Genomic DNA, 1,340 nt, shown 5'->3' on the forward strand with positions numbered 1-1,340 from the left:
GCACCGGCCCCGACGACGCGCCAGGCTGCACCGGCCACCCACCAGCGCAAGCCGGCCGTCGCCGCGCGTAACCGCGAGGCGCGCCCGCTGGCCAGCAATGCCAAGCCGACCTATCCGCCGAGTGCACTGCGCAGTGGCGTGCAGGGCAGCGTGGTGGCCAGCCTGAGCGTGGACCCCAGTGGCCACGTGACCGATGCCAGCATCGTGCAGCGTACCGGTTCGCGTGACCGCGACCTGGACCGCGCCGTGCTGACCACCGTGCGCAACTGGCAGTTCGAGCCGGCCGTGAACAATGGTCGCGCCGTGGCCAGCGTGGTGCGCGTGCCGGTGGATTTCCGTACCGAGCGTTAATGCATTGATGCCGTGAGGCGGCAACGAAAAGGGAGGCCAATGGCCTCCCTTTTCTTATGGCAATGAACGGCTGCTCCGTAGTGCCGGGCTCTGCCCGGCAACCACGCACATCCCAACCCTTCAGGCGGTACGCAGCCCGAAACCCGCCCCGGTGGACAGGCCATCGAAATCCGGGAACGAGGTGGCGACGTTGGCGATGTCGTTCACCCGCACTTCGCCACTGCTGAGCTGGCCGGCAATGGCGAAGGCCATGGCGATGCGGTGGTCGCCGTGGCTTTCGATGGTGCCGCTGCCCAGCGTGCTGCCCCCGTGGATGGTGGCGCCGTCGTCGGTTTCGTCCACCTGCACGCCCAGGGTGCGCAGGCCGGTGGCCATGGCGGCCAGGCGATCGGATTCCTTAACCCGCAGTTCGGCGGCGCCGCGCACCACCGTGTTGCCCTGTGCCGCGGCGGCAGCCACGAACAGCGCGGGGAACTCGTCGATCATGTCCGGCACCAGCGCTTCGGGAATCTCCGCACCGTGCAGCGGAGCGTAACGCACCACCAGGTCAGCCACGGCTTCCCCGCCCTGCTCGGCATGGTTTTCTTCGGTGATGTCCGCGCCCATCAGGCGCAGCGCAGCCAGCAGGCCGGTGCGGCGCGGGTTGAGGCCGACCGCGCGCAGGCGCAGTTCGGAGCCGGGAATGATGCTGGCGGCCACCAGGAAGAATGCGGCGGACGAGAAATCGGCCGGCACCACGATGTCGGTGGCGCGCAGGCGCTGGCCGCCGCGCAGGCGGGCCTTGCCGGGCGAGAACTCGATGTCCACGCCGAACGCGCGCAGCATGCGCTCGCTGTAGTCGCGGGTGGGGTGCGGTTCGCTCACCGCGGTCTCGCCGTCGGCATACAGGCCGGCCAGCAGCACCGCCGATTTAACCTGCGCGCTGGCTACCGGCGAGGCGAAATCGATGCCCTTCAACACCTGCCCGCCATGCACGTGCAGCGGCGGGG

At 69.6% G+C, this 1,340-nt stretch carries 2 protein-coding genes; one reads left to right on the forward strand and one right to left on the reverse strand.

Annotation, left to right across the window (positions count from 1 at the left end; translation table 11 throughout):
* On the forward strand, positions 1 to 351 hold a 351-nt coding region (locus DBR34_RS22930), incomplete at its 5' end, for an energy transducer TonB (protein WP_258223881.1).
* Between the two features lie 120 nt (positions 352 to 471).
* Here the strand turns inward: DBR34_RS22930 and DBR34_RS12450 are convergent.
* The coding region (locus DBR34_RS12450; RefSeq protein ID WP_128097026.1) for a 3-phosphoshikimate 1-carboxyvinyltransferase at positions 472 to 1,340 on the reverse strand (869 nt) is incomplete at its 5' end.

The organism is Stenotrophomonas sp. HMWF003 (genome assembly GCF_003061285.1).
In the GTDB taxonomy this organism is placed as follows: Bacteria; Pseudomonadota; Gammaproteobacteria; order Xanthomonadales; family Xanthomonadaceae; genus Stenotrophomonas; species Stenotrophomonas maltophilia_AP.